The sequence below is a fragment of the Clostridium sp. Marseille-Q7071 genome (genome assembly GCF_965112025.1).
Genome location: NZ_CBCOPR010000001.1, coordinates 868,931 through 891,192, shown reverse-complemented (window position 1 = coordinate 891,192; position 22,262 = coordinate 868,931). Strand labels below are relative to the sequence as shown.

Annotated in this window: 17 protein-coding genes and 1 other annotated feature; of the genes, 3 read left to right on the top strand and 14 right to left on the bottom strand. The window is 26.9% G+C overall.

The genetic code is table 11. The features are described from left to right. Window positions 1-228: 228 nt before the first annotated feature. Complete coding sequence (locus tag ACWPW7_RS04175; protein WP_454052508.1) at window positions 229-1,704, bottom strand: LexA family protein; 1,476 nt, start codon at window positions 1,702-1,704, stop codon at window positions 229-231. An 85-nt stretch (window positions 1,705-1,789) separates the two neighbouring features. Between ACWPW7_RS04175 and ACWPW7_RS04170 the strand changes: the two genes are divergently transcribed. Next, window positions 1,790-2,017, top strand: coding sequence for a hypothetical protein (locus tag ACWPW7_RS04170; protein WP_454052507.1), 228 nt, complete (start codon window positions 1,790-1,792; stop codon window positions 2,015-2,017). Here the strand turns inward: ACWPW7_RS04170 and rodA are convergent. The 6 genes from rodA to ACWPW7_RS04140 all read right to left on the bottom strand — a co-directional run bounded on the left by rodA (window position 2,007) and on the right by ACWPW7_RS04140 (window position 9,433). Further along, on the bottom strand, window positions 2,007-3,092 hold the full coding sequence (rodA, locus tag ACWPW7_RS04165) for a rod shape-determining protein RodA (RefSeq protein WP_454055465.1): 1,086 nt from the start codon (window positions 3,090-3,092) through the stop codon (window positions 2,007-2,009). The two genes, ACWPW7_RS04170 and rodA, sit on opposite strands and share 11 nt — an antisense overlap. A gap of 452 nt (window positions 3,093-3,544) precedes the next feature. After that, entirely contained in the window at window positions 3,545-4,606 is a 1,062-nt protein-coding gene (locus ACWPW7_RS04160; RefSeq protein ID WP_454052506.1) for a pentapeptide repeat-containing protein, read from the bottom strand. Between the two features lie 102 nt (window positions 4,607-4,708). Further along, window positions 4,709-6,655 carry an ABC transporter permease gene (locus ACWPW7_RS04155; protein ID WP_454052505.1) on the bottom strand — a complete coding sequence of 649 codons (1,947 nt, stop codon included), beginning with the start codon at window positions 6,653-6,655 and terminating at the stop codon, window positions 4,709-4,711. Continuing rightward, a complete protein-coding gene (locus ACWPW7_RS04150) occupies window positions 6,642-7,409 on the bottom strand; it encodes an ABC transporter ATP-binding protein (RefSeq protein ID WP_454052504.1) in 768 nt (255 codons plus the stop codon). Before ACWPW7_RS04150 ends, ACWPW7_RS04155 begins: the two co-directional genes overlap by 14 nt. Window positions 7,410-7,708: 299 nt before the next feature. Then, complete coding sequence (locus ACWPW7_RS04145; RefSeq protein WP_454052503.1) at window positions 7,709-8,743, bottom strand: sensor histidine kinase; 1,035 nt, start codon at window positions 8,741-8,743, stop codon at window positions 7,709-7,711. A 15-nt stretch (window positions 8,744-8,758) separates the two neighbouring features. Continuing rightward, window positions 8,759-9,433, bottom strand: a complete 675-nt coding sequence (locus tag ACWPW7_RS04140) for a response regulator transcription factor (RefSeq protein ID WP_454052502.1) — start codon at window positions 9,431-9,433, stop codon at window positions 8,759-8,761. A gap of 653 nt (window positions 9,434-10,086) precedes the next feature. On the opposite strand from ACWPW7_RS04140, the gene ACWPW7_RS04135 reads away from it, so the two are divergent. Further along, the gene (locus ACWPW7_RS04135) at window positions 10,087-12,078 is read left to right on the top strand and encodes an ABC transporter substrate binding protein (RefSeq protein WP_454052501.1); all 1,992 of its coding nucleotides are present in this window, start codon (window positions 10,087-10,089) and stop codon (window positions 12,076-12,078) included. A gap of 284 nt (window positions 12,079-12,362) precedes the next feature. Here ACWPW7_RS04135 and brnQ read toward each other — a convergent pair whose 3' ends face one another. Next, complete coding sequence (gene brnQ / locus ACWPW7_RS04130; RefSeq protein ID WP_454052500.1) at window positions 12,363-13,691, bottom strand: branched-chain amino acid transport system II carrier protein; 1,329 nt, start codon at window positions 13,689-13,691, stop codon at window positions 12,363-12,365. A gap of 332 nt (window positions 13,692-14,023) precedes the next feature. After that, window positions 14,024-14,284 (bottom strand) — a binding site (T-box leader). A 327-nt stretch (window positions 14,285-14,611) separates the two neighbouring features. Between brnQ and ACWPW7_RS04125 the strand changes: the two genes are divergently transcribed. Beyond that, window positions 14,612-15,793, top strand: a complete 1,182-nt coding sequence (locus ACWPW7_RS04125) for a sensor histidine kinase (protein WP_454052499.1) — start codon at window positions 14,612-14,614, stop codon at window positions 15,791-15,793. A gap of 58 nt (window positions 15,794-15,851) precedes the next feature. Here ACWPW7_RS04125 and ACWPW7_RS04120 read toward each other — a convergent pair whose 3' ends face one another. The 6 genes from ACWPW7_RS04120 to ACWPW7_RS04095 all read right to left on the bottom strand — a co-directional run bounded on the left by ACWPW7_RS04120 (window position 15,852) and on the right by ACWPW7_RS04095 (window position 22,212). After that, complete coding sequence (locus tag ACWPW7_RS04120) at window positions 15,852-16,493, bottom strand: YidC/Oxa1 family membrane protein insertase (protein ID WP_454052498.1); 642 nt, start codon at window positions 16,491-16,493, stop codon at window positions 15,852-15,854. Window positions 16,494-16,535: 42 nt separating this feature from the next. Next, window positions 16,536-16,760, bottom strand: a complete 225-nt coding sequence (locus ACWPW7_RS04115) for a hypothetical protein (RefSeq protein WP_454052497.1) — start codon at window positions 16,758-16,760, stop codon at window positions 16,536-16,538. Window positions 16,761-16,912: 152 nt separating this feature from the next. Then, window positions 16,913-17,659 (bottom strand): Bax inhibitor-1/YccA family protein, encoded by a 747-nt coding sequence (locus ACWPW7_RS04110; RefSeq protein ID WP_454052496.1) that lies wholly within the window; start codon window positions 17,657-17,659, stop codon window positions 16,913-16,915. A gap of 637 nt (window positions 17,660-18,296) precedes the next feature. Then, window positions 18,297-19,574 carry an ABC transporter permease subunit gene (locus ACWPW7_RS04105; RefSeq protein WP_454052495.1) on the bottom strand — a complete coding sequence of 426 codons (1,278 nt, stop codon included), beginning with the start codon at window positions 19,572-19,574 and terminating at the stop codon, window positions 18,297-18,299. Next, window positions 19,567-20,616, bottom strand: a complete 1,050-nt coding sequence (locus ACWPW7_RS04100; RefSeq protein WP_454052494.1) for an ABC transporter permease subunit — start codon at window positions 20,614-20,616, stop codon at window positions 19,567-19,569. The genes ACWPW7_RS04105 and ACWPW7_RS04100 overlap by 8 nt, the downstream gene beginning before the upstream one ends. After that, entirely contained in the window at window positions 20,617-22,212 is a 1,596-nt protein-coding gene (locus ACWPW7_RS04095) for a sugar ABC transporter ATP-binding protein (RefSeq protein ID WP_454052493.1), read from the bottom strand. Between the last annotated feature and the right edge of the window lie 50 nt (window positions 22,213-22,262).

The window sequence follows — 22,262 nt, the reverse complement described above, 5'->3', positions numbered from 1 at the left end:
GGAATTTTCTTGGGGTACTGTGATAAGCAATCTATAGCCTCTCTTTCTTTAGCCTATGGAGTACCAGTTTTATACATTTATATGAAAAATAAGCTCAAGAAACTTATTTATAAAATAATAAGTCATAATTAAACACACCATAATGAGGTTTTTCAACATTTTTTAGTATAAATAGAAAGCATTTATTGCATTTATTTATAAAAAGTAGCAGTGAAATACTGCTACTTTTTAATTTCTTTTTATTATTGCTATTGCTATTCCTATTATCATCGTATTCTCATTGTTTACTACAATCGGTGTATATTTATCATTTTCTGGCATTAAAAATATACCTTCTTTTTTAATACTTAATCTTTTTAAAGTAGCGCTTCCATCTAAGTCTACCGCAATAATATCATTATTATTTGCATTATATTGCTTTCTTATAACAACATAATCTCCATCATTAATATTAGCATTTATCATACTATCTCCCTTTACCTTTAATAAAAAAGCATCTTTAATACCTTTAAGCCAATATTTAGGAAGATAAAAACTACCTTCGACTCCCTCATTAATCATTATAGGTTCTCCAGCAGCTATATCATTATACATAGGTAATGATAGAAGATCATCTACCCGTAAATTTTCACCCTTACCTTTAGGATTTAATATAAAGTCTGCTTCACTGCTTGTATCTATAGCAAAATCAAATTTTCTATTATGCCTTATATCAAAAAACTCATAACTTTCCATAAATATATTTTCTTGATTTTTATATTCTTTTGATATATTAAAAGAAGCTATTTTATTTTCTCTTTTTAAATTTTCTTTCAGTACCACGGTTTTAATCTTCATGCCATAAAATAAATCTTTAATTTTAATGCCACGATTTCCAAGTGAGTTTTTTTCTAATATATCCTTTATATCCCAGGTTACAATAAAATTTGTATAATCTTTTTTATTATTTAATAGCTTTATGATTTCTAGCTGTAATTTACTATATTTATGAATTTTATCTACAATTATATGAGTGTATGATTTTATGCCATTTATCTCTAAGCTTTTTAATACCAAAGTTTCTCTTCCGATACAATCAATTAAATTTCTCTTTTTTAGAACTTCATCATAAAGTTCCATAAGTTTAAATATTACTTCTCTTGTAGAAGAATTTTTAGGTACTGACTTAGGACCATTATGAATAGTATCTTTTCTTCCTTTTCTTATAAATATTTGATAATCACCTATACTAAAAATCATATTAGATTTTATATAATCAAACTCTTCTAAGAAGTAAGCTATATATTCTTCTCTTAGTATCTTTGATCTTTTCTTCTGTTTTTTCAGTTCTACAATACAATCTTTTAAAATTTCAGCTCTTATATTATCATCTATTAATGACTTATTATTTTTAAATTGCTTAAACTTTGATTCTATTATTTCATTAATTGTAAATACCTTAAAACTTTGATTATTATAAGAAAATAAGCTTAATACCCCAGATTCTTGCTCTTTTTCATAAATATTTAATATATTTTCCTTTTCTTTATCATTAGGAATAATCATTATTATATTATCATCATTATATAAGCAATAATTATTTTTTAAATATATTGCTCTATGTATTGCAGTAAGAGTTTTACCTCTATGTTCTTCACCTTTTATTATCAAGCATCCATTAAACTTACTATTAACTATTTGTTGTTGTTTCTTAGAAAGATCCATACCCTCACCCCCTAATTATATCTTTCTTATATTATAACATTATATAAAACTTAACCAATGTAGAATTTACAAATGGTAACTTAAAGTGAAACAAAATATAGTTTCACTTACAAAAATGAATGCTAATGCAATTATTAAAGAAGAACCTAATGAAAAAAATCTAAAGTACGAATACAAAGTTAATACTAATATTATTATAGGCAAATTAAAGAACTCATTAGTTATTATGCTATTAGAAGAAAGTACGACCTTTCGGTTAAAGTTCATAGAGGATCTATTGATGATGTTATGCTCTAGCTTTTCTAAAAAGTAATAACTTTGTGCCTTAGTCTTACATTTAGAACTAAGCCTATTGCTATAAAATTGGTAATAAGCGATGAACCACCATAGCTAATAAATGGTAGTGGGATACCTGTAACAGGCATAATACCAATACACATACCAATGTTCACAAATATCTGAAATATAATCATACTAGCAACCCCAACACAAACATAAGAACCAAAATAATCTTTAGCAGATTTTGCTATTGAAATACATCTTAAAACTATTACTAATAAAAGTAATAATATAATTGCACTCCCTATAAAGCCTAATTCTTCAGCAATAATAGTAAATATAAAGTCTGTATGTTTTTCAGGCACAAAATTTTGCGCGTAAGCCCCTTTAAATAGGCCTTTTCCAAACAATCCACCAGAACCTACTGATATTTTAGACTGAAGAACGTGATATCCTGCACCCATAGGGTCTAAATCAGGATTAATAAAAACTAAAATTCTATTTTTTTGATATTCTTTAAGTAGATACTGCCAAGCAAGAGGTATAAAAATAGCACATGATAAAACCCCTGCTAATATATATCTATAGTCGATACCACAAATATATAACATTGTAATAGAAATAAAAACAAATGCCAGAGCAGTACCTAAATCAGGTTGAGCCATCACAAGTACAATAGGTACTCCAATATAAGCCAGAGTTGCCAATAGATATTTTACTTGATTCACATTATCTTTTATTGACTCAAGAAATTTTGCAAGAGTAATAATAAATCCTATTTTTACAATTTCCGATGGTTGTATTCCAATACTTCCAATTTGTATCCACCTTTGTGCACCCCATTGTTCTTTTCCTGTCCCAAAAATACTTACAGCTGCCAATAATAGAAAATTAAATACATAGATAAATTTATAGGCATGTCCAATATTACGGTAATCTATGCAAATTGTTATAAACATAAGAACCAGCCCAATTATAATTGAAAGACTTTGAATAGTAATGTATCTTCTGCTATTAGTAAAATTAGATGTTGCGCTACTAATCATAACAATTCCACAAATTGATACAAGAATTACCAGAATAAATAAAAAAATATCGAAATTTTTCATGTATTTCTTTAAGTCAAAAGATTTCTTCAATTCAAAGTATTTCTTTAAAATAATATTATTCTTTATAGCCAATAATGCACCAACTTTCTAAATTTTATTAAATATGATGGAATTATTAACCCTAAAATTTTTATCTTACTAAGCTATCTACAATATAAATTTAATTTTAAGTTTGGGGAAAATTTCTAAAAACTTAACTGTGAGGCCTTGTAAAATAACACTTATTATAACATTAAGCTTACTAAAATTGAATTAAAATAAATTATATTCACAATTTATTTACACCTCCACAAAGAAATAATTCTATATGCAAAATAAGTCTATTAATACATATTGTTAGCTATTCCCATAGTTCTTTCAAATGCTGCTTTTAAAAATTTCTGAACTTGTAACTATAAATTAATTGAATATTGGCTTGATGACCTTATCATCAGAATTCTTTATAAGAATGTTTATCTTGTCATTTTACGAACTAAAGTCGAGGTCCAAATTCCTATCATTAGTACACCTAATATTATTTCAATACTAGATATTATTGTACTCATAATACCATAAGGTACTAAATCTCCATAGCCTACTGTTGAAAAAGTTACTAAACTAAAATGAAAACAGTAAATAAAATCTCTAATTAAAACCCTTATACCTTTAGCTCCTACATTAAATCCATATAAAATCAATTCATCTTTTCCCTGTAAACCTGTAAACATATATAATATAGTACAAAAAATTACTATTATTAATGAAAAACTAAAAGTTCGATAAGGTTTCTCTCCATATCCACAAACATAATAAGATAAAAAAGAGGTTATTTTTCTTGGCCCTTTTAAAGTTCTATAGAGTGCCTTCTTACTCTCATAAAAGCATTCTCCTTGTTTTTCCCTAATGTCATTTTTCAAATATTGACTTCCAAAACATAAATAAGTATTACAGATATCTCTATATCTTTTTTCACCATCATAGTATTTATCATCCTTACAATAATACTTATCATCATAATTAAATTTTCCAACATAAGAGTTTAAATTAAATCTTGTATATGATTTTTTATTAATAAAACATATATCAAACCTGCAATTGCTATCTCTTATAACACAATCCATTAAATTACAATCATCAATAAATTTTACTCTACTATAGCAATTACCTATAAAATTACACCCTTTAAGAAAGGCATCCTTAAAAGTTACGTCTTTAAATCTACTCTTTTTAATAGATATCCCTTTAAGATTGCATTTCTCAAAACTGCACTTAAAAATTTCACTAGAAAAGAATTGTAATAAACTTTTATTTTTTATATTACAATGTGAAAAGCTACAAAACTCAAAAGTACAACCTTCAAATATCATATTACAAAAATTTATACCCTCAAAAATTATATGAGAAAAGTTACAAGAAACATACTTAGTATTAGAGAAAAATATTTTATCTATATCGTCGTTCTTATAATTTTCTAGTTCTATTATTCTATTTGCAATTTTATATTCTTCATCATAGTTATAACTTTTATTTTCCATAACACACCAACCAATATAGAGTTTTAAATATTTTCCCCTAAAAAAAGAGTATTTATCAAAAATTGATAAATACTCTTAATAAATAATTTAAAATTTACTACATTAAAGTTTTTCATTAACTATATTATTATAAGATATTACCGTCAATACATAGAATATAGAATAAATTATGACATACACTACTATTGTTATCATTATTGGTGTCATTAATCCACCCATAACTCCATCTAATATTCTTAAGGCGAATAAGCTATGCATTATTCCCATTAAAAGTGGTAATAAGAATACTACTAAAACTTGTTTACCAATTGACTTTTTAATTTCTTTTTGGTTAACTCCTATTTTTTTCAATATAATATATCTCGGCTTTTCTTCACTGGCTTCGGAAAGTTGTTTAAAGAATATTATGCTTCCTGTACAAATTAGGAATACTAATCCTAAGAAACTTCCTATAAATATAAATAGCCCTCCAAATTCCATTGATTGTTTATATACAGAATAGAATGAAGTAAATTCACGAAGATAAGATTCATTATTTACACTCTTAGAATCAATAAAGCTTTCAAGTTCATTAGTAAGTCCTTCTGCTTTTAAATAATTTTCTACATTAAATAAACTAATGGTTGTTAGATTGTCTTCTGAATATAATTTATTATATAGCTCATCTTTAACTACTACTATTTCATTAGTCATATATATAGGTATTAATGGCTTTTCACTAAATTTTGCTACTGTAAGCTCTTTAGATTGTCCATCTAAATCAATTATAGCTTTTTCTCCTTCAAACTTTCTCATAAGCGCTGGTGAGAAAAATTGAGGGAAATATGCCATTTCATCCTCTTTTAATTCAAAGTTAAATTTATTATTTAAGGCTTTATCTATTTCCTTAAAGCTGCTTTCGGAAATTATACTTATAGAAGCTTCCTGCATTTCATCTGAGCTACCAGCTATTTTAACTATATTAGGTAATTTAATATCTTTTTCTATAAATTTTACTTGTATTTTATTCTTTAATCTATTATCTTCATATTTGTTAATTATTGATTCAATCTCATTATCTATATTTTTATATTCATTATGGCTATAAGCATAATCAAAAGGCACTTGTTCCCTTGTCTTTATCACAGATTGATAATAAAAACTTGCTGCTGTTCCCATAGTAGTTATAGTTGTAGCACTAAGTATAGCTATAGTAGCTAGTGCTCTTGCATTTCCTTTTATTCTATATAAAAGCTGTGATGTAGATATTATGTTCATACCTTTATAATATTTTCTTTTATTCTTCTTTGATTTTTTAATTAAAAATACTATAAAAGATGAGAAAAGTATGTATGTAGCTATAATAGATCCAAATAATACAAACATCATTCTTAGTAAGAAATTGCCTTCAAAAATATGGAAAGACACAGCATATGCAACTGATAATAATATTACTGAAAATACTGCAAGTATTATTGATGCCTTGGGTTCTCCTTCTGCTTTATTTTCAGCTTTAAAAAGTTCTATAAGCTTAAATCTATATATTAATGAGTATCCATGTATTGAGGTTATAAGGAATAATATAAAGAATACTATAAATGTTTGAATTATAGCCTTCATAGATATTGCGAATTTAACAACTATAGCTGATCCCATTAAATTAACAAGTATCATTATAAAGAACTTAGAAAGTAATGCGCCTAACCCTATTCCTACAACTAATGCCAAAACTCCCATAGCTATTGTTTCATAAAATAACATTCTTCCTATTTGTTTTTTCTTAACCCCAAGCATTGAATATAGTCCTATTTCTTTCTTTCTTTTTTTTGTAAAGAAAGAATTTGAGTACCATATAAATACAGCAGAAAATAATAATATTATTACTGCTGAAGCATTAAATGCCCCCATAATTTTTGCTTTTTTATTTACTAATTCCACAATTTGCTCATTATATTGTATTGATGTAAAGGTAAAGTATATCATTACACTAAATACCATCGATACAAAGTAAAGAAAATAATTTTTAAAATTACTTTTAATATTTTTTATAGCAATACTAAATAAGTTCATTCTTGTCTCCACCTCCAAGAGTCGCAAGCACATCTATTATTTTTTGGAAGAATTCTTTACGTGAACCTCCTCTTACAAGTTCTGTAAACAAAACACCATCTTTTATAAATAATATTCTTTGACAATAACTTGCTGAAAAAGCATCATGAGTAACCATCATTATTGTTGCGTTATTTTTTTCATTTAAATCTGATAAACATTGTAATAGTTCTGTAGCAGATTTTGAATCAAGTGCTCCTGTAGGTTCATCTGCAAGTACAAGCTTTGGACTTGTTATAATTGCTCTTGCTGCTGCCGCTCTTTGTTTTTGACCACCAGATATTTCATAAGGATATTTCTTTAATATATCTGCTATTCCTAATGTTTGTGCTATGCTTTTTAATCTACTTTCTATTTCTCTTACATTAACCTTTGAAAGTGCTAATGGTAATATTATGTTTTCTTTTACAGTTAATGTATCTAGAAGGTTAAAGTCTTGAAATATGAATCCTAATTTATCCCTTCTAAATGAGGATAACTTATCTTCATTCATCTTTGTTATATCATCTCCATCTACACTAACTATCCCAGAAGAAGGCTTATCAATAGTTGAAATAATATTAAGTAATGTACTTTTACCTGCACCAGATGGTCCCATTACTCCAACAAACTCTCCCTCTCTTACTTCTAAACTTATATCATTAAGAGCAGTGTATACATTTCCTCTCGAACCATAAACTTTTTCAACATTTTTTACTGTTAATACATTTTTCATAATTTATCCTCCTAAAACTTTTATAAAATATATATCAACTAGCTTCCAACTTTTTAAATACAGAACTAACAGTATCCAATTTAGAGTTCTGTTAAACTAAAAATAAATAATTAAAAACTACTCATTCTTATAAGCCATTCGCCGTTAATTTTCTTATAAATCATCTACAAATTTAATTTTTTATTTTTATAATCTCCTTAATATGCAAAAATAAGCTTGCATTTATTATCTACAAGCTTATTTTATAGAACTTATTCGCTATAAACAATTTTTTTAACTTACAAAAGCATGTTATGAGCTTACAGTTTTGTAACATTTAAATAATTAGTGATTTTAGGAAAATAAATTTTAATTCTAGTATATTTTTCATACTCTGATTCTATAGTTATTTCATGCCCTAATTTATTGCTCATTCTTTTAGCAAGATATAACCCCATTCCAGTAGATTTATAATTTTGCCTTCCATTATATCCTGTAAAACCTTTTTCAAAAACTCTACCTATATCTTCATTTTTTATGCCTATCCCATTATCTTCTATTATAAGAACTTTATCTCCATCTTTTTCTTTCCCAGTTATGACTATTTGACCACCCTCTTTTGTATACTTTAAGGAATTGGCTAATATTTGTTCAATTATGTAGCTAAGCCACTTTCTATCACTTAATATATCAAAGTTAACATCTTTTATTTCTATCGATATTTTCTTATTTATAAACATTTTAGCGTGTTTTTTTAAAAGCTCTTTTATTATTTTTATCAAACTAATTTCACTGATAAAATAGTCTTTAGAAAAGTCATCTATTCTAGAATAATATAATGCCTGTTCCACATAATTATCTATTCTATCAAGTTCATCTTCTAACATATCTGTAACTTTATCAATACTTTTCTCTAAATCATTTTCCATAATAAGTCTACTTGCTGCAATAGGAACCTTAACCTCATGAACCCATGATGTTATAAACTCTTGATTTTCTTTTTTATCATGACGAAGCTCATATATTTTTTCATTCTGCTCTTCATACATCTTTTTTAATAATTCAACATAAATTTTTTGCTCATAGTTATTTGGTTCTGGTAAGGTATTTGAAATATCTTGAACATAGTTATCTACAATGACTTTTAGTTCACTGTAGTATTTTCTAGTACTCATGTATTTATATACTTGATATATAAAAGTAAAAGAAAAAGCCACTATATTTATATAAACTAAATTATTTACAGTTATACTCTTGTTAGGATCTATATATAAGGAAATAGTAATAAAACTCATTAATCCTATATAGTAAATCATAAAACTTATATTATCGTATAAATAATGCCTAAATCTCATTCATTCTACCACCTTTTATAATATTACATACCCCTGGCCTTTCTTTGTTTCTATAAAATTTTCAAGGTCTATGTCTGACAACTTCTTCCTAAGTCTATTTATGTTTACTGTTAGTGTATTATCATCAACAAAACTTTCATCTTCCCAAAGCTTCCTCATTATTTTTTCTCTGCTAACTATAGTTCCGTTATTTTTCATAAGTATATAAAGTATTTTAAATTCATTCTTTGTAAGCTCTACTTTTTTATCATTATATATTAAATTATTATCCTTTAAATTTAATACTACAGTTCTATGTTCAACAACGCTTGATTCTACATTAGTATAGTCATATGTTCTTCTAAGCAATGCATTAATTTTTGCCATTAAAACTTCCATAGAAAATGGCTTTTGAACAAAGTCATCGCCTCCCATATTCATCGCCATAACTATATCCATATTACTATTTCTTGAAGAAATAAATACAATAGGAACTTTTGATACAGTTCTTATTTTATTACACCAATAAAAACCATCATAAGATGGAAGATTTATATCTAGTAAAACTAAGTGAGGTTCCTCCTTAGCAAAAGTATTAAAGACCTCACCATAATCATCTATATCAATGGGAGTAAATCCCCATCTAACTATATTTTCTAATATTATGTTTTTTATAGTTTTATCATCTTCCACAACCATTATTTTAAACATACAATCACCTCATATTATCTATAGGGTTCCACAATGAAAATTTAACCTATACATGATTTTAATTTCCATAACAAAAATCTTTTCTATAAATGAAAAATTAAGAATGAAAGATGAAGAATTTTGGTTAAAACTTCACGGTTAAGACCTTTGAAGTTTTTTGAGAATAAATTTTATTTTAAGAAATTCATTAAGGGTGAATTTCATCCTAAATTCTTCATTCTTAATTATTAATCCTTAATTATTAATCCTTAATTTTTAAGAGATTAAACTACTTTTATAGAAAATTTATTTTCCAGAGTATATATTACGTTTTCATATTGTATCCCTATATGTACTACTTTCAAATTTAATCTATGCTTTATATAATTGTCAATTGTCCATTTTTAATTCTCAATTCCATATTAGTGTAAGCTAAAATAATTTACTAACACAACTTTATTGATGAATAGATTAAAATTAAAGTCTATTCATTTATATATTATCCTATATAATTTAAAGATTATGAATGGTTTTTTCACAATTATCGAAAATTAAAACAAATTTTTTAATATAAGACAATTTGTTGAATAATTCCCAATTTTACGAATATTTAATACTTTAAAATAACAAAAGTGGTATAATTATTGTATTGTGAACTGATGGGGGATAGTCTTATGAAGTGTTTTAGATTTAGTAAATTAAAAATATCTATTTTTTTCTTTATTATAATGTTTTATATAATAAATACCTCTTCCTATGCCTATTGTGATACTGGGCAATTAAATCAAGTTAAATCTATTCTTATACTTCAATCTTATTATAAGGAAAACTATAAATTTATTAAAATTTCTGATGTAATAAAACATACTTTAGACGAAAGATATACTAAAATAACATATAATTTTGAGTATTTAGAACTAGATGGTTCTAAAGATCTCTCCTATATAAACACAAAAGCTAATTATTTGAAATCTAAATATAAAAATCATAAATTTGATTTAATAATTGTACTCAATGATGAATCTCTAGACTTTGTTGCTAATTATTATGAAAATTTATTCAAGGACACACCTGTAGTTTTTGGGGTTGTAAACGATATTACTAAATTAAAATCTTATCCTTATAATCTGTTCTCAGGTATTGCTAAAGAAAGTCAACTAGATGACACATTACATTTAATTTCTAACTTGCATCCTGAAACAAAACAAATAAACATATTACTAAATGCCAATGTATATTCTCAATTGCTACTAGACGAAGTATTACTACTAGATGAGCATTTTAGCAATATTAAATTAAATTATATTTGCTCCGATTATATAGAAGATGTGATATCACAGATTAATAATTCCAGTTCTAATGAGGTAAATTTAATAGCTGGACATTTTAAAAATAAGAAAAATATATATTTGTCACCAAAAGAAACAGTTGAAAATTTAAATCAAATTAGTACTCTTCCTATGTATAGTCTCAAGAACAGATATATAGGCATTAAGGGCGTAATAGGCGGAAAAGTTTATAATCCTGAGGAACAAGGAGTACAAATCGGAAATCTTGCTTTAAAAATACTAATGAATGAAAATTTATCTAGCATGCCTTTACTTTATGATAACTCATCTAAATATACTTTTAATTATGATGAGTTAGTAAAATTTGATATAAGTATGAAAGACTTGCCAGAAGATAGTATTATATTAAACAAGCCACTAATTCCCTTCGATATGCCTAGTGAAATTAAATCATTAATCTTAGGATTAATTGGTACATTCCTTCTTATTACTATGTTTCAATCTATTAATTCTACTAGACTTAGAAAAAAATCTTTAGAAGACCAACAAGAATTAAATGAAATAATTAAATATGATAGAATTAAAACTGAATTTTTAGCTAATATATCTCACGAACTAAGAACACCTCTTAATGTTATGCTTTCAGGGCTTCAATTATTAGAGCTCTATGAAAAATCAGGAGATATAATATATAAGAATGAAAAAGCGAAGAATAAAATCTCTTACATTAATCAAAATGGACTAATACTCCTTAGAATTATAAATAATCTTATAGATATAACTAAATTAGATGCAGGTTTTCTAAGTTTGAAACTTGAAAATATTAATATTGTTGAAGTAGTTGAAAATATAGTTTTAAGTACAGTAGATTATGTTGAAAATAAAAACATATCTCTTATATTTGATACTGAAGAAGAGGAAATATACACTGCAATAGATTATGATAAAATTGAAAGAGTGGTATTAAATCTATTATCTAATGCAATAAAATTCACAAAATCTGGCGGCTCAATAACTGTTAATGTAAAATTAAAAGAAGATAATGTCTTAATAATAGTACAAGATACTGGAATAGGTATTCCTAAAGATAAACAAACTTCTATCTTTGAAAGATTTACTCAAATAGATAATTCATTATCTAGAAATTCTGATGGAAGTGGTATCGGACTGTCCATTGTAAAATCAATAGTTGAACTTCATAATGGAAAGATTTATGTTGATAGTGAAGTGAATAAAGGCTCTACTTTTACAGTTGAATTGCCTATAACAATATTGGAAAGTAATCTTATTGAAGTTAATAAAGATATATCCTCAAATATTAATACTAAAATCAACTTAGAGTTTTCAGACCTGTATAATGAAGAAGAATATAGATAAACTATCTTAAAAACTCCAAAGGCTTTGGCGGTGGAGTTTTAACAATAATTCTTCATTTTTCATTCTTAATTTTTAATTCATGATAAAAATTTTATTATGGAAATTGAAATCATGTATAAGTTAAATTTTTATTATGTAACCCTATAATGTAGTTATGTTCTCCAGTATTTCAATTTATAACTTTAATCAATGGAGAATTGGCAATTATAAAATAAAAAATTAACAGTTGTTTTTTGAAAGCAACCTAGTTAAATAGCTAGGTTGCTTTTTATATGATGTCTTAATTACATCTCAATATTAACTAACTTTTCCTTTGAAAAAGTGAATATAAATCCAATAGTGGCACCAATTATAGCAGGAACTATCCATCCAAGTCCCATTGAGTAAAGTGGCAAATGCTTAAATAAATTAGTTATAGCATCCACCTTAAATCCTGATTGTTTAAGAGCTTCAGTAATACTAACTAAGGATACAAAAATCATACTACACATATACACACTAGATCTTCCCTTAAAAAAGTCATGAGCAAAGGAAAGAAGAATAAGGGTAATTGCCATTGGATAAATAGCAGTTAAAACTGGCACTGATATTATAAGAATTTTTGTTAATCCCATGTTTGCAAGAATCATACTTGATATACTCAGTATCGTAACCCAATATTTATAAGAAATTTTTGGCGTTAATGAAGCAAAATATTGGCTACAAGATGTAATGAGCCCAACAGATGTAGTTAAGCAAGCTAATGAAAATATTAATCCCAATAATACAACGCCTGGGTTACCAAATAAATATAATACTACATTAGTTAATATCACTGCCCCATTTGCTGTAGTTTCTAAACTTCCTTGATTTGAAGCACCTAAAACTGCCAATATGATATATATAATAGTTAAGAAAAAACCAGCTATTAACCCTGCACGTATTGAATTTGAAACAATGGATTTTTCTTTTTCAATGCCCATCTGTTTAAGAGTCAATGAAATTACAACTCCAAAGTTTAAAGCAGCTATGGTATCCATAGTCATATATCCATCTAAAAATCCTTTAAAGAAAGGAAATTTTGCATAATCCCCACTTGGTGCACCAAAACTACCTAGTGGCTTAAATATGCTATAAATGAATATAGTTGAAATAAGAATTAATAATAGAGGAGTTAAAACTTTCCCAAAACGCTCTACTAATTTAGAAGGTGTTAAACTAAGCCAAAAGGCTATTGAAAAATAAACTAAAGTATATAAGAAAAGAATCCACCCGCTTAAGTTTATGTGATTTGGTAAGAAAGGAGCTACTCCCATTTCAAAAGCCAAACTTCCTGCGCGAGGAATCCCTAAAAAAGGTCCAATAGCTACATAAATTAATACTGTGAAAACAGATGCAAAAAAGGGATGTACCCGGCTAGCTAAATTATGTAATCCTCCAGCTTTAGAAACAATAATCACTCCTAATATCGGTAGTCCTACCGCTGAAAGAATAAATCCTAAAATAGCACTTCCCATAGAAGTACCTGCTGATTGTCCTAGAAAAGGCGGAATTATTAAATTTCCTGCCCCAAAAAACATTGAAAAAAGCATTAAGCTAATAAGCATTATATCTTTCTTTGATAATTTTTCCATATTTCTGCCTCCAAACATATATAAACTCATTAATTTTATAATAGTTTTTAATATCTATGTCACATTCCATTAATACCACCTCCGAAATTATCTTTTAACCATCATTGTTTTATGAACTTGTTTGTAAAATTTAGCTAGTTTTTTACAATATGCTCATATCAAAATTAATATATATTAATAGCGCTATTATTTATAAGATTTAATGTTTAATTCTATATAGATAAGTAATTTATAGTGTAAAATTAATTATTTACTTTTATAAGTTCTTTACTATCAGTACTTTTGAAAAACCATAATTTTCCGGTATATAAAAATAAAAAAACTCGCCCCATAAAAGGGACGAGTTGTACTCGCGTTACCACCCTAATTCTATAAACCAAAAAAACACTATATTAGTTTATAGCACTCAGCTACGTACACATGATACGCGTTCCTTTTAACGGTGGAACTCCGGTAAAACTTACCTAAAATAAGTTTCAGTTTTACTTCTCAGAGATGATTTTCAGATATGTTCTGAACATTGGCTTTCAGCATAATGCCAACTCTCTGTAGGACAGATATCATAACTTACTTGTTCTCTTCATCAAATTTAGTTCGTAAATAAATTAAAGCTATAATATCATGGTCTAATTGCTATGTCAAATATTTTTTTGATATGATTTATAAATTTTAATAAAAATATAATTAAAATAATTGTCGAAATAATACATAAATGCTGATTTTACATTCTTTTTTATGATTTATGATTTCAAATATTTTTATATAATTAAATTTGATATTAAACTTAATTATATAAAGTTATTTCTTACTGCGTAAAATCAAATAAACTCTTAAAAATTAAATTTTTTTCAACTTAATTATACAAATAATTTACTATCAAAATGGTATAATATGCTTAAAAATTTAGAGGGGGTATGTTTATGAAAGAAAAATATTCTTCTATTATTAAAATTCTAATTTTAATTTTTATAATATTTATCATTTTTCCTGCCTCTACTAAAGCTAATACAGTTACTTATCAAAATAAATTTTCAAAAAATCCTTTTATATTAAACTTATACGCTAAAACCTCAACCTCCAAATACAAAACTTATAGAACTATGAACCATGAAAAATGTAAAAATCGTAGAAATTACCGTAAAAAGTGTATAAATAAAACTAAAAGAAAGATTGAATTATCTAAAACTATACTAATAATATTATTTATAGTTATAATTACTATTCTTATATTTAAACTAATGAAATTTAATAAATTAAAACATCAAGCTAAGAAAGAAAAAATTAAGCTTGAAGAAGAACTTAAATATAATCAACTAAAAAATCACTTTATGAATAATATTTCACATGAATTTAGAACTCCATTAAATGTTATATTATCTGGAACTCAATTATTACAACTTTACTCTAAAAGCGAAAAGACTACCTTAAACGACTTAAAGGTATCTGGTAGAATCTCTGACATACATCAAAATAGTTTAAGGTTATTAAGATTAATAAACAATATCTTAGATATCTCTGCTTTAGATGATAATTCTTTAATATTATATTTACAAAATTATAATGTAGTTAATGTAATCGAGAATTTATGCACCTACGCTAATGAGTATATAGAATTTAAAGATATATCTATAATATTTGATACTGATAATGAAGAATTATTTACACTCATTGATTACAATAAGTTTGAAAAAATAATATTGAATTTATTATCTAATGCTATTAAATTTACACCTCGTAAAATGAATATTTTTGTAAATATAACTTATGATACAGACTATGTTTATATAAGTATTTCTGACAATGGAATAGGTATTTCTAAAGAGAATCAAGCCCATATATTTGACAAATTTAGTCAAGTAGATACTTCTCTTTCTAGGAATGTAGAGGGAAGTGGACTCGGATTATTTTTAGTAAAAGGTCTTATAAACCTTCACGGTGGTAATATATCTTTAGTAAGTGAATTAAATATGGGATCGGCCTTTACTATCTCCTTACCTATTAACAACTCAAAAGAAAATGCTATTTATACTATTGATGAAGTTACTAAATCAAATATTCTAAATAGTATAAACATTGAATTCTCTGATATATATGATCTATAATCTTATTTTTATTTGAAAATTTTAAAATCCCTATACTAGTACTAGCATAGGGATCTCTTTATATAGTGGCTTTATTTTTCATATATATTCTAAATATAATCTCTTCAATAACTGAAAAAATGCTGTTTGTAATAAAGTATATTATTAGAGCAACAGGCATTTTAAAAGATATTAAAAGACTAACAATTGCTGTACTAATTATAGAGACTTTATTTATTGCTACCTTTGACGACAACTTAAAATATCCTACATAATTTAATAGTTGAGGCATTAGCGAAACTAATGCATATATTATTGGTGCTATATAATAATTGTCTACTGCTTTTATACTATATACCCATGGAATTATTATAGTACCTACCTCAATTGGCATAGATATTATCACCCTATACAGTCCCATAATTATTGGAAGCTGAATTAACGTTGTTAAACATCCTTTCATGCTCTTTGAAGCTTCCTTATAGTGTACCTGTAACTCCTTATCTAGCTTTTCTTTATTATCCTTATATTTTTCCTTTAATCTTGCAATATTTTCGCTAAGCTTTCTTTGCTCTTCCATATTGACTTTCTGTTTTATAGACATTGGAAGTAATATAAGCTTAACTAATACAGTTACAATAATTATAGCTATACCAAAATCTCCTACTAAATTAAATATAGAATTTAATAACTCAGTTAATACATTATAAATAATACTCATAAAATCACTCCTAGTAATATATTTCATAAATATTATTTATAATTAAAACTTCGTAACAAACCTCCATACACCATATTTCTCAAAGACCTCATAATGAATTACCCAAAGATTTTTACTATAGGATAGAATTTTGTTAGTTATAACATTAATAAAACTTTTAGATAACTCTTTTATTTGTCTTGTATATCCTTTTAAATATAGAAATATAGTTGTTATGGAGAGTACTAATAACATGAGCTGTAAAGCTCCTATATAATCTATATTCATAGCTCTCCCCTTTAGTATATATATATTATTATATTTTTTATTTATATACATTATAATACTTTCTAAATTATAATTCATTAATTTAATATAAAAAACCAACAGTAAATATGTTGGTTTTTTAGAAATATACTTTTTTAAAATTATTATAAATTTTAATCCCCATCTTTTATTTTTTCAAGTAACTCCAATACCTCTAGATACATCCACACCAGAGTAACCATTATTGATATTGCACTATACCACTCCATATACTTTGGGGCACCGCTTTCTGCTTCTCTGCATACAAAGTCAAAATCTATTAATAAGTTAGATGCTGCAATTCCTATTACTACTATAGATAACAGTATGCTCATAGGTCCACTTGTATGAATAAAAGGTATATTAACTCCAAATAGGGAAATTACAAATGTAATTAAATAACTTATTGCTATTCCAAAGGTAGCTATAAATACTCCCTTTATGAATTTTGAAGACAATCTTCCTATCTCTTGATAAATAAGCAATACGGAAATTGCTATTGCTATACTTAATAATATTGCAGGCATAACTATTCCTGAATAATATTTTTCAACTTGCAATGATATACCAGCTAATAGAAATCCTTCTCCTATGGCATAGAAGGGAGCAGCAAAAGAAGAAGATTTAGGACTTATGGTTGTTACTATAGCAAGTGGTAGTATCATTCCTACACCTAATAATATAAGCCATATAGATGAACCTATATATTTACCATTCATTAAGTACCATGATATTGCACTAGATGCTATCATAACTAATAATAAAACTAAGGTCTTATTTCTCGCTCCTGAAACTGTCATTCTCTCTTCATAGGAATAATCCCCCACCTTCTCAAAGCCTGAGAATAAAAATCCATTAACTTTAGGAGACTTGATTCTCATAATACTTTTCCTCCCTAGATAACTAATTACTATATTGACAATTTATCATCGTAAAATTAGTAAATATATATAAAGAGATTAAAAATTAATTAAATTTTCTAGTTTTTTCTTATAGCATAATAACACTATGGTAAAGCTTATTAAAGATAATATTAAAAAGATAATTATATAGTGTTAAACTTGCTTCGTATAAGTAAATAGATCTAATAAAACATAATTATAAAGTTACCATAATTATAAAGAAGTAATATAGAATTTTTTACTTTCATATTATTCTTATCTCTAATCTTATATAAAATATCCACAGTTTTAGTTTTAAAAATCGACTTATTAACAAAGTATACTGTATTATGTGTAAAACTACCTTATACGATATGAGGTATCATTTTTAATAGTATATAATAAGCGAATATTATTATTTTTTTATAGAATTTATTTTTAAATCCATTATAAAAATATCCATTACTTTTAATCACATATTTACACTTATTACATATATTACTTTATAAGAACTTGCTTATCTTAATAAGGTATAAAAGATGCGATCACATATGCGCCATAGTGTGGATTTCCCATACATTAAAAAATATGCAAGATTTAGCTTAATATTATTAAGCTAGTCTTGCATATTTATATTTTATTCAGACTTTAAATCACGTTTACTTTCCACAAGTTTTTTCCAAGCATATAATGCTAAGGATACGCAAATTACTCCATATGCTACAAATACCCTAAAATACTCTCCTATTTGTGCATTATCAAATAAATTTTTACCTGCCATAGGTGAAACTATAAATAAGGTATGGAATAATACAACTCCTAATATCGCCTGCTTGTTTGTAGCTTTAGACACAGTAGCACCGCCTATTAAAATAGCAGCTATTGCAAACATACCTACCTGTTCATGGCTTCCATAAGTATTTAATGTTCCTATATTTTGTAGGAATATTAATTGTCCCCAAGCAGCAAGCACTGTTGAAATTATTATAGCTATAACTCTTGTTTTATTTACATTTATACCTGAAGCATTAGCAACATTTAAACTTTGACCTACAGTTCTAAAATCTTGACCCAATTTAGTCTTAAAAATTAATATATTGAATAAACATAATACTAAAATTATTATCATAGTTACTATAGGCACAGATACTACAGATAAAGTTTTTGTTATATAAGGTATATACAATAAAGCATATAAAAGAGCACACATTACAACTAGCATAATCTCTCTTTTATAAAAACTTATACTTTTATTCTTATATTTTACATATTTAAAAATAGACCATAATAATATCATAACAATGGCTATTATTACTCCATAGTAAAGTACATCCAGCCCATTCTTTTTCCATATATTATCTAAGGCATATTTTATTCCACCATTTAAATCTACTGTATTCTTAATACCCACTCCACCAGGAATCATAAGCTTAGTATTTTTCATAGGTATTAAAGTACCTACTAAAAATAGAAATAAAAGTTGGTAAAGACCATTAGCAAAAAATCCTAATATCATACTGGTAATCATCTCTTGACCTTTTGTTTTATTTAATAAAACTCCTGTTAAATATCCAAATATGATTGCAAGAGGAGTACTTAAAAGTACACAAAGCATAAAACCTCCCAGTCCAGATATTTCCCAATGAGTAACTGCAATTATAGCAATTTGTGCTGCCATCGCACCAATTACTATACCAAAGTTTAATCCCATACCAGCCATTACAGGTATTATTAATGACAATACTAAAAATGAATTTCTAGCTATTCTTATTACAAGCTCTGTTAGTACAAAGGAAATTGATTGACCTGATAATTTTATTCCTATAATACACAACACTACAAACAGTATTGTCACCATATTATTAAAAATTCCACCTTTTACTTTATCAATGAAACTGTTATTGCTATTATTCACCAGAGCCACCCCCTCTTGCCTTTGTTAATGCATAAAGGATTATTCCATTACTTATAATTATCCTTACAACCTCTGATAGATTTCCTTCTGAAACCATCTGATTTACAACAGGAAGACCTAATGTTAGTAATCCTTGAAATAAAAATGTTCCTATTATAACATGAGATATTTTCGCACTAGTTGTAGATGCTCCACCTATTAAAACTGCTGCAACTGCTGCAAATCCCATCATCATAGGTGCTTGATAAAGCTGATAAAATCCATAACTTTGAGCATACATAAGTATTCCTACTGCTCCCAATATTGTTGATAATACAGTTCCTATAATTCTAGTTTTATCAACATTTATTGCTGATGCACGTGCAAACTTATTATTACTTCCTCCTGCTGCCATCATAATTCCTGTTTTACTTTTCAAGAATATCCAAACTAGCAAGCAACACACTAAAAACGCCAGTATAAGTCCTGTAGGTATTTTAACTTCTCCTATATTAAATGCTAGAAAATCATCTAATACCTTACTATACCTACCATCCAATGTTATAGTAGTTCTTAATCCTTGCCCTATAGGCCACCTTATTTCAGAACTCTTGAAAGGCAATAATAGCCATCCTATACACATAAGAGAAACTGCTGAAAATCCTGCATAAGTTCCTATCATCATTTCTGAACCTTTAACCTTATTAAGAAGCAATCCATAAGCATATCCTACTAGCGCTGCAATAGGTATAGCAATTGCCACTGCCACTAAGAATGCTATTCCTCCTCTAAGATTAAGTTCTATACTTATAAGGCCTCCTAATATTCCTGCTAATATTCCTACAGGTAATCCGAAGTTAAGCCCTATACCACATAATATTCCCGGTACCATAGCTAAAACCAGAACTCCATTCATACCAAATCTTACGAGCATATCGGATATCAGCATGCTTATCGGTAACTTAAGCACTACTGCAAGTATACAAAGAAGTATAAAAAAAGCAGTTATTATAACCCTAGGAAGTCCAAACTTATCTACAATACCTTTAAGCTTTTCCTTCATTTATTCTCCCCCCTCTTTTAAATTAGAATTTAGACCTGACATTACTAATCCAAACTCTGCATCAGAGGCATTTGGTTTTAATATTCCAGATATCTTACCTTCCGTTACTATAGCAATCCTATCGCATATAGATCTTAATTCATTTAATTCACTCGATGTAATTACTACTGTCATTCCTTCTTCTTTATTCAGCTTAACCAATAAATCCAGCACTAATTTTTTAGCTCCTATATCTATTCCTCTAGTAGGTTCAGATACAAATATAACCTCAGGATTTAAAGTTAGTGCTCTAGCTATACAAACCTTTTGTTGATTTCCTCCGCTTAATCTTCTTGTAGGTTGAGTAGGGCCTGTACATCTAATATCTAAATCTTTTATCATCTTAAGAGCATGTTCTCTTACTTCCCCGCTATTCATTATTTTCATAGGTCCTATTTTGTGAAAATAATTATTATTGATTTGCATAGAAGTTACTACTATATTAGTTTCTATTGAATCATCTAGTAATAATCCCACTCCTCTTCTATCTTCAGAAACAAATGCAAGTCTACTTTTTAAGGCTTTTTCTGTATCATTTAATGGAAGTTCTTCAGATTTATATTCAATTTTTCCCATACTTGGATATAAACCCATAATTCCATTTGCTATACCAATCTTGCCCTGACCAGCTAGGCCTCCTATACCTAAAATTTCACCTTTTTTAATTTCTAAATCTACATCTTTTACTCTCTCACCAGGCATTTCTACTTTAAGATTTTTTATAGAAATTATTGTTTCATCATTTTCATGGTCTTTAAATTCTTTAGCTGAGATATCCAGCTTTCTACCTACCATAAGTTCAGCAAGTTCAACCACATTGGTCTTAGAAACTTCTCTGCTAGCAACAAGCTCACCATCTCTAAGTATTGTTATGTTATCTGCCGTTTTAATAACTTCATCTAATCTATGAGTTATAAATATAATAGCTATACCACTTTCAGCTATTTTTTTCATAGCTTTCATCAAGGTTTCTGCTTCACTTTCAGTTAAAACCGCTGTTGGTTCATCAAAAACCATAAGTTTTACATTTTCCTTATCAATTTCCCGTGCAATTTCAACAAATTGCATATATCCTACTGGTAATCCTCCAACAATTGTCCTTTCGTCTATATCAATTCCTGTAGTTTTTAAAGCTTTATTAGCATGTACATTCATAGTATCTATATCAAGAGCTCTTAATCTCTTGCCAAAAACTTTGCTTATAATATTACTTTTAGTTATTTCTCTGTTTAGTTTTATATTTTCTGTAATAGTAAATCCCGGTATAAGCATAAACTCTTGATGTACCATTCCTATACCTAGTTTCATTGCATCTTTAGGAGACTTAATATTTATCTTCTCCTCATTTAAATAAACTTCTCCTTTAAAACCGCCTGTTGAATGTATAACTGGCATTCCAAAAAGTATATTCATAAGGGTAGATTTTCCTGCTCCATTTTCACCAAGCAGAGCATGTATTTCTCCTGGTTTTATTTTTAAATTTACTCCTTTTAATACATTATTTCCGAAGTATTCTTTCCCTATATTCTCCATTCTTAAAACATATTTTTCATTCATCCAGTGTCCCCCCTAACTGTTGAAATAATATATTTTATTAGTTCCAAAGG

What these genes read in the sequence shown, in the direction of transcription:
- ACWPW7_RS04100 (WP_454052494.1), bottom strand. Translation starts at nt 20,616, where the DNA reads ATGAAGGAAAAGCTTAAAGGTATTGTAGATAAGTTTGGACTTCCTAGG.
- ACWPW7_RS04125 (WP_454052499.1), top strand. Translation starts at nt 14,612, where the DNA reads ATGAAAGAAAAATATTCTTCTATTATTAAAATTCTAATTTTAATTTTT.
- ACWPW7_RS04110 (WP_454052496.1), bottom strand. Translation starts at nt 17,659, where the DNA reads ATGAGAATCAAGTCTCCTAAAGTTAATGGATTTTTATTCTCAGGCTTT.
- ACWPW7_RS04115 (WP_454052497.1), bottom strand. Translation starts at nt 16,760, where the DNA reads ATGAATATAGATTATATAGGAGCTTTACAGCTCATGTTATTAGTACTC.
- ACWPW7_RS04095 (WP_454052493.1), bottom strand. Translation starts at nt 22,212, where the DNA reads ATGAATGAAAAATATGTTTTAAGAATGGAGAATATAGGGAAAGAATAC.
- ACWPW7_RS04150 (WP_454052504.1), bottom strand. Translation starts at nt 7,409, where the DNA reads ATGAAAAATGTATTAACAGTAAAAAATGTTGAAAAAGTTTATGGTTCG.
- ACWPW7_RS04135 (WP_454052501.1), top strand. Translation starts at nt 10,087, where the DNA reads ATGAAGTGTTTTAGATTTAGTAAATTAAAAATATCTATTTTTTTCTTT.
- ACWPW7_RS04175 (WP_454052508.1), bottom strand. Translation starts at nt 1,704, where the DNA reads ATGGATCTTTCTAAGAAACAACAACAAATAGTTAATAGTAAGTTTAAT.
- ACWPW7_RS04155 (WP_454052505.1), bottom strand. Translation starts at nt 6,655, where the DNA reads ATGAACTTATTTAGTATTGCTATAAAAAATATTAAAAGTAATTTTAAA.
- ACWPW7_RS04120 (WP_454052498.1), bottom strand. Translation starts at nt 16,493, where the DNA reads ATGAGTATTATTTATAATGTATTAACTGAGTTATTAAATTCTATATTT.
- brnQ (WP_454052500.1), bottom strand. Translation starts at nt 13,691, where the DNA reads ATGGAAAAATTATCAAAGAAAGATATAATGCTTATTAGCTTAATGCTT.
- rodA (WP_454055465.1), bottom strand. Translation starts at nt 3,092, where the DNA reads ATGAAAAATTTCGATATTTTTTTATTTATTCTGGTAATTCTTGTATCA.
- ACWPW7_RS04140 (WP_454052502.1), bottom strand. Translation starts at nt 9,433, where the DNA reads ATGTTTAAAATAATGGTTGTGGAAGATGATAAAACTATAAAAAACATA.
- ACWPW7_RS04160 (WP_454052506.1), bottom strand. Translation starts at nt 4,606, where the DNA reads ATGGAAAATAAAAGTTATAACTATGATGAAGAATATAAAATTGCAAAT.
- ACWPW7_RS04145 (WP_454052503.1), bottom strand. Translation starts at nt 8,743, where the DNA reads ATGAGATTTAGGCATTATTTATACGATAATATAAGTTTTATGATTTAC.